At 59.5% G+C, this 6089-nt stretch carries 6 protein-coding genes; 4 read left to right on the forward strand and 2 right to left on the reverse strand.

Annotation, left to right across the window (positions count from 1 at the left end):
- Window positions 1-52: 52 nt before the first annotated feature.
- Window positions 53-955 carry a LysR family transcriptional regulator gene (locus tag DA373_RS15035; protein ID WP_107853097.1) on the reverse strand — a complete coding sequence of 301 codons (903 nt, stop codon included), beginning with the start codon at window positions 953-955 and terminating at the stop codon, window positions 53-55.
- 136 nt (window positions 956-1091) lie between these two features.
- Here DA373_RS15035 and aguB point away from each other — a divergent pair, with 136 nt between their 5' ends.
- Both aguB and aguA read left to right on the forward strand, forming a co-directional pair.
- A complete protein-coding gene (gene aguB, locus DA373_RS15040; protein WP_107853098.1) occupies window positions 1092-1982 on the forward strand; it encodes an N-carbamoylputrescine amidase in 891 nt (296 codons plus the stop codon).
- Window positions 1982-3052 (forward strand): agmatine deiminase, encoded by a 1071-nt coding sequence (gene aguA / locus DA373_RS15045; protein WP_107853099.1) that lies wholly within the window; start codon window positions 1982-1984, stop codon window positions 3050-3052. The genes aguB and aguA overlap by 1 nt, the downstream gene beginning before the upstream one ends.
- A gap of 262 nt (window positions 3053-3314) precedes the next feature.
- On the opposite strand, the gene DA373_RS15050 is transcribed toward aguA, so the two are convergent.
- The gene (locus DA373_RS15050) at window positions 3315-3653 is read right to left on the reverse strand and encodes a Grx4 family monothiol glutaredoxin (protein ID WP_014292664.1); all 339 of its coding nucleotides are present in this window, start codon (window positions 3651-3653) and stop codon (window positions 3315-3317) included.
- A 258-nt stretch (window positions 3654-3911) separates the two neighbouring features.
- On the opposite strand from DA373_RS15050, the gene sodB reads away from it, so the two are divergent.
- Window positions 3912-4496 carry a superoxide dismutase [Fe] gene (sodB, locus tag DA373_RS15055; protein ID WP_107853100.1) on the forward strand — a complete coding sequence of 195 codons (585 nt, stop codon included), beginning with the start codon at window positions 3912-3914 and terminating at the stop codon, window positions 4494-4496.
- A gap of 133 nt (window positions 4497-4629) precedes the next feature.
- Window positions 4630-5943 (forward strand): 30S ribosomal protein S12 methylthiotransferase RimO, encoded by a 1314-nt coding sequence (rimO, locus tag DA373_RS15060; protein WP_107853101.1) that lies wholly within the window; start codon window positions 4630-4632, stop codon window positions 5941-5943.
- The last annotated feature ends 146 nt before the right edge of the window (window positions 5944-6089 follow it).

The raw sequence follows: 6089 nt of genomic DNA on the forward strand, positions 1-6089 counted from the left end.
CCCGCAGAACGAGTAGGTTGTGATGAGCGAAGCGAATCGCCAACCCTCCCGCTCACATCAGCGAGCGCAGTAGTTCCCGCAGCCATTGCAGAGCGGGCTGGCGGTCGTGCAGCGGATGCCAGACACAGTTGAGATGGTAGGCCGGCAGATCCGCCGGCAGCGCCACCTGCCTTAACGGCCAGGCGCCGGCCAGCAGGGCCGCTACCTTGCTGGGCAGCACCAGCAGGTGATCGCTTTGCGCCACTATGGCCGCCGCCGACATGTAACTCTGGCTGTTCACCGAAATCTGCCGTTTCAGCTCCTGCTCTGCCAGCCAGGTATCGATGCTGGCTTCACGGGTCCCCAGAGGCGAGTGAAACACATGAGGCAGCGTAGTGAGCTGCGCCAGCGACAGGGCCTCCCCCACTTCGGAATGATCGGCGGCCACAATGCCTGCCAGGGGCTCGGTGAGCCAGGTTTCTGAGCACAGCGAGGGCGGTACCTTCATGTATTCATCAAAGCCCAGCACCAGATCCACCTCACCGTTGGCCAGGGCGGCTTCAGGTAATTGATCCCGCAGAATCTCAATTTCGATATGCACCCCGGGGGCCAGTGTTTTCAGCCGGTTAATCAGCGGCGGGATCAATACGCATTCCACATAATCGGTGGTGCTGATCACAAAGCGCCGGCGAGACGTTGCCGGCTTGAAATGCTCTTCCCGTCCCAGCTCCTGCTCCAGCAGGATCAGCGCCCGGCGCACCGCCTGGTGCAGGCTCAGCGCCCGCTGGGTGGGCTGCATGCCGGTGGCGCTGCGCACCAGCAGGGGATCTTCAAAGAACTGGCGCAGCCGGTTGAGGGCATGGCTCATGGCCGGCTGGCTGATAAAACACTGCTGCGCCGCCCGGGTGACATTGCGCTGGGTCATCAGGGCGTCAAAGGCCAGCAGCAGGTTGAGGTCGAGCTGGTGAAGTTTCATGCAAAATTCACATCATGGATAATAAAATAAATAGTATTCATTTGATGGATGGGCTGGCAAGCCGCAGACTCAACTTATGCACACCGGCCGCCACATATGACGCCGGTCTTTTGAACCCAATACAAGGAGCCTTGATATGACCATGGTAACCGTGGCCGCCACCCAGATGGCCTGCAGCTGGAACCGAGACGAAAACATCGCCCGCGCCGAAAAACTGGTGCGCGAGGCCGCCAGTCAGGGCGCCCAGATCATTCTTATTCAGGAGCTGTTTGAAGCGCCCTACTTCTGCATTGATCAGAGCCCGGAGCACTTTGCCCTGGCTCAGGAAGTGGACAACAGCCCGCTGATTGCCCATTTTCAGGCTCTGGCCAAAGAGCTGGAAGTGGTGCTGCCGCTCAGCTTCTTTGAGCGCGCCGGCAATGCCTATTACAACTCCCTGGTGGTGATCGACGCCGATGGCGCCGTGCTGGATCTGTACCGCAAGACCCACATTCCCAATGGCCCCGGCTATCAGGAAAAGCAGTTCTTTACCCCCGGCGACACCGGCTTCAAGGTGTGGCAGACCCGCTACGCCAAAATTGGCGTGGCCATCTGCTGGGATCAGTGGTTCCCGGAAACCGCCCGCAGCCTGGCGCTGCTGGGTGCCGAGCTGATTTTCTTCCCCACCGCCATCGGCTCCGAGCCCCAGGACGCCAGCATTAACAGCCAGCCCCACTGGACCCGCACCCAGCAGGGCCATGCCGCCGCCAACCTGGTGCCGGTGATCGCCTCCAACCGCATCGGCACCGAGCAGAGCAAGTACCACGACAACCTGGAAATCACCTTCTACGGCTCGTCCTTTATTGCCGATCAGTTTGGCGAGCTGGTGCAGCAGGCCGACAAGGCCAGCGAGTGCGTGCTGGTGCACAGTTTTGATCTGGCGGAGATTGCCAAAACCCGCGCCAGCTGGGGCCTGTTCCGGGATCGCCGCCCGGCCATGTATCAGACCCTGCTGACTTCAGACGGCAAACAGAGCGGAGGCCGCTGATGGATGCACTCAAGGGCTTTTACATGCCCGCCGAGTGGGCGCCCCAGCAGGCGGTGTGGATGATCTGGCCCCACCGCCCCGACAACTGGCGGGAAAACGGCGCCCCGGCCCAGGCCACCTTTGCCGGGCTGGCCGAGGCCATCTCAAAGGTGACGCCGGTGTTTATGGCGGTGCCGGCAGCGGAAATGGACAAGGCCAGCGCCACCATGCCGGCGGCGGTGACTCTGGTGCAGATTGAAAGCGACGATGCCTGGGCCCGGGATACCGGTCCCACCGTGGTGGTGGATGGCCAGGGTGGCATCAAGGGCATTGACTGGCGCTTTAACGCCTGGGGCGGTGACCATGGCGGCCTCTATTCCCCCTGGGATCAGGATCAGGCGGTGGCGCAGCAAATGCTGGCGCAACATGGCATCGCCGCGGTGGAAAGCCCGCTGGTGCTGGAAGGCGGCTCCATTCATGTGGACGGCGAAGGCACTCTGCTCACCACCAAAGAGTGCCTGCTCAACCCCAACCGCAACCCGCACCTGAGCCAGGCCGAGATTGAGCAGCACCTGCGCGACACGCTTGGGGTCACCACCTTTATCTGGCTGGATGAAGGGGTGTATATGGATGAAACCGACGGCCATATCGACAACATGGCCTGTTTTGCCCGCCCCGGTGAGGTGATACTGCACGGCTGCGAAGACCCGCAGGATCCGCAATATGTACGTACCCAGGCGGCGTTCGAGGTGCTGAGCTCGGCCACCGATGCTCAAGGGCGCAGGCTCAAGGTGTGGCTGCTGCCACAACCCGGTCCCTTGTATATCAGTGAGCAAGAGGCCGCCGGCATCGAATCCGGCAGCGGCGTGCCCCGCCCCGCCGGCGAGCGGCTGGCGGCCTCTTACGTGAACTTTCTGATCACCAATGGCCGGCTGCTGTTTCCGCTGCTGGATTCAAATACCGATGAGATTGCCAGAGAGCGGCTGCAGGAGATCTTTCCGGAGCTGGAGGTGGTGGGCATACCGGCGCGGGAAATCCTGCTCGGCGGCGGTAATATTCACTGCATTACCCAGCAGATACCGGCGGTTTAAGAGCGGTGACTGGGGACTGGGGACTGGGGACTGGGGACTGGGGACTGGGGTGGCATTGTAGGTGCCGCTTCAGCCGGCGCAAACTCGCAGATAACCTTGTCATCAGGCCTGTTTCACAGGCCCTGCCAGCTAAAGCGGCAGCTACCAACACCCATCCCTGGCTCCAGATCGCTGTTCACCTAAACAAAAGATGCCGGCTCAAGGCCGGCATGACATTTAATTTGTTGCGCCCGCATTTTACCTGGGTGCCAAAGCCGGGCTATCAGGCCTGCTCGGGCTTGGGGTGCTTGGCGGCAGTTTCCTTGATCAGGGTCTGCAGCTCGCCCTGCTGGAACATCTCGATGATGATGTCGCAGCCGCCGATCAGCTCGCCTTCCACCCACAGCTGGGGAAAGGTCGGCCAGTTGGCGTATTTGGGCAGCTCGGCGCGGATTTCCGGGTTTTGCAGAATATCCACATAGGCAAAGGGCTCGCCACAGTTCATCAGGGCCTGGGATGCCTGAGCGGAAAAGCCGCAGCTCGGGAACTTGGGAGACCCCTTCATATACAGCAGAATGGGGTTTTCACTGATTTGGGTTTTGATCTTTTCAATGGTGTCCATGACCACTCCGGACAAGGGTTGTTAAAGGCTCCATTCTACTGCATCCCTTCCCGGTCTCAAGGGTCGCAATCGATAAATTAACCGCCCGGTTACCCGCACAAAAGCTGTTGTTGTTTAGCCCGCGGGCTAACTGTTACAATCGATTCAGCAATTTAGCGGTGTACGGCTATGCTGTATGAGGTCGTGACCGTCACAACAAGAAGCAAGCAGCAATGTCTTCGCCGGTATCATCCGGCGCATAATAATGGAGAATTGAAAATGGCTTTTGAACTTCCCGCACTGCCTTATGCCAAGAACGCCCTGGAGCCGCACATCTCCCAGGAAACCCTGGAATATCACCACGGCAAGCACCACAACACCTATGTGGTTAACCTGAACAACCTGGTTCCGGGCACCGAGTTCGAAGGCAAGTCTCTGGAAGACATCATCAAGACCTCCACCGGTGGCATCTTCAACAACGCCGCTCAGGTCTGGAACCACACCTTCTACTGGAACTGCCTGTCTCCCAACGGTGGCGGCGAGCCCACCGGCGCCCTGGCCGATGCCATCAAGGCTGCCTTCGGCTCCTTTGACGCCTTCAAGGAAGAGTTCACCAAGTCTGCCGTGACCAACTTCGGCTCCGGCTGGACCTGGCTGGTGAAAAAAGCCGACGGTACCGTGGGTCTGGTTAACACTTCCAACGCCGGCTGCCCGCTGACCGAAGAAGGCCTGACTCCCCTGCTGACCTGTGACGTGTGGGAGCACGCCTACTACATCGACTACCGCAATGTGCGCCCCGACTATGTGAAAGCCTTCTGGGCCCTGGTCAACTGGGACTTCGTAGCAGAAAACTTCGCCAAATAAGTTTTCTTCATGCGCAAAACACCCCGGCCCGCCGGGGTGTTTTTGTTATTGGGGCTTTTTTAATCAGCCTGCCCCGGTGTAAAATGCGCCCCTTCTTGTATTCGTTCTTCAAAGTGAGTTCATTCTAGTGAGTATGTCTGTTCCCCGTATCGGTTTTGTGTCTCTCGGCTGTCCGAAAAACCTGGTCGACTCCGAGCGTATTCTGACCCAGCTGCGTATTGAAGGTTATGATGTGGTGCCTTCCTACGATGATGCCGATATGGTGATCGTCAACACCTGTGGCTTTATCGACAGCGCCGTGCAGGAATCCCTTGAAGCCATCGGTGAGGCCCTGAATGAAAACGGCAAGGTCATCGTCACCGGCTGCCTGGGCGCCAAGGAAGATCAAATTCGTGAAGTGCACCCCAAGGTGCTGGAAATCACCGGTCCCCACTCCTACGAGCAGGTGCTGGAGCACGTGCACCGTTACGTGCCGCGCCCGGAGTACAACCCCTTTGTTAACCTGGTGCCCGAGCAGGGCGTCAAGCTGACCCCCAAGCACTATGCCTATCTGAAGATCTCCGAAGGCTGCAATCACAAGTGTACCTTCTGCATTATTCCGTCCATGCGTGGTGATCTGGACAGCCGTCCCATCGGCGACGTGCTGGCCGAGGCCGGCCGGCTGGCGGATGCCGGCGTCAAAGAGCTGCTGGTGATCTCCCAGGACACCTCCGCCTACGGCGTTGACGTCAGGCACAAGACCGGCTTTGCCAGCGGCATGCCGGTGAAAACTCACATTCAGGCGCTGTGCGAAGAGCTGGGCAAGATGGGCGTGTGGGTGCGGCTGCACTATGTCTACCCCTACCCCCATGTGGACGACCTTATTCCGCTGATGCGCGACGGCAAGATCCTGCCCTACCTGGATATTCCGCTGCAGCACGCCAGCCCGCGCATTCTTAAATTAATGAAACGTCCCGGCGCGGTGGAGCGCACCCTGGAGCGGATTCGCCGCTGGCGCGAAATCTGCCCCGAGCTCACCATTCGATCCACCTTTATCGTCGGTTTCCCCGGCGAGACCGAGGAAGACTTTCAGATGCTGCTCGACTTTATCGAGCAGGCCGAGCTGGATCGGGTGGGCTGCTTTACCTACAGTCCGGTGGAAGGCGCCCGCGCCAACGAGCTGGCCGATCCAGTGCCGGAAGAGGTCAAGCAGGAACGCTATGAGCGCTTTATGGCGCTGCAGCAGCAGATTTCCACCCGCCGCCTGGCCCAGAAGGTGGGCAAAACCATCAAGGTACTGATCGACGAGGTGGATGAGGAAGGCGCCATCGGTCGCTCCAGCGCCGACGCCCCGGAAATCGACGGCATGGTGTACCTGAACGGCGAAACCGGTCTCAAGCCCGGCGACATGGTCAATGTGACCGTCACCCACTCCGACGAGTATGATCTCTGGGCCGAACTGGCCTAACCCCGGCGATTGGACACTGGTCACTCCCGCGAAGGCGCTGAGGGATCCCCAAAAAAATAGGCAGGCATGGTAGATTTTCTCTTTATTAATCGCCAAAAAAACAAAGAGTATCCGCCATGCCTGCCGTCCGCACAGTTTGCCATAAT

The sequence above is a fragment of the Oceanimonas marisflavi genome (genome assembly GCF_003049725.1).
GTDB lineage: Bacteria > Pseudomonadota > Gammaproteobacteria > Enterobacterales > Aeromonadaceae > Oceanimonas > Oceanimonas marisflavi.

Excerpts from the sequence above, each read along its gene's own strand:
- aguA (WP_107853099.1), top strand. The coding sequence starts at position 1,982 with ATGGATGCACTCAAGGGCTTTTACATGCCCGCCGAGTGGGCGCCCCAG.
- sodB (WP_107853100.1), top strand. The coding sequence starts at position 3,912 with ATGGCTTTTGAACTTCCCGCACTGCCTTATGCCAAGAACGCCCTGGAG.
- aguB (WP_107853098.1), top strand. The coding sequence starts at position 1,092 with ATGACCATGGTAACCGTGGCCGCCACCCAGATGGCCTGCAGCTGGAAC.
- DA373_RS15050 (WP_014292664.1), bottom strand. The coding sequence starts at position 3,653 with ATGGACACCATTGAAAAGATCAAAACCCAAATCAGTGAAAACCCCATT.
- DA373_RS15035 (WP_107853097.1), bottom strand. The coding sequence starts at position 955 with ATGAAACTTCACCAGCTCGACCTCAACCTGCTGCTGGCCTTTGACGCC.
- rimO (WP_107853101.1), top strand. The coding sequence starts at position 4,630 with ATGTCTGTTCCCCGTATCGGTTTTGTGTCTCTCGGCTGTCCGAAAAAC.